Source organism: Rhizobium sp. SVR5-9E (assembly GCF_056755095.1).
This window is the reverse complement of sequence record NZ_JBNDHS010000577.1, coordinates 1-250: the sequence shown is the minus strand read 5'-3', so window position 1 is coordinate 250 and position 250 is coordinate 1. Positions and strand designations below refer to the sequence as shown.

Genomic DNA, 250 nt, shown 5'->3' with positions numbered 1-250 from the left:
AGACGGTGCTCCATCGTTCGGCGGTAGCGACGGGAATGCTGATAACACCCCGGCCAGTACTGGGTGTATCTACCGCCCCCGTCGCCGGACGTCTTTCGACACGCTATCCGGCTTCCGTGCTTGGCAGCATCGGCCTGACGCTCCCTGCTGCAGGGCTTCTGCTCCTGGCCGCCCTGCCGTCCCTCCCCAGCGATCTCGACATTACCTGGCGTATGGCGCTCTGCGGCGTCGGTTTCGGCCTCTTCCAGAC

At 65.2% G+C, this 250-nt stretch carries 1 pseudogene; it reads left to right on the top strand.

From position 1 onward, the window contains the following. Positions 1 to 35: 35 nt before the first annotated feature. Positions 36 to 250 (top strand): annotated as a pseudogene (locus ACPYOJ_RS36140) (MFS transporter); the annotation flags it as partial.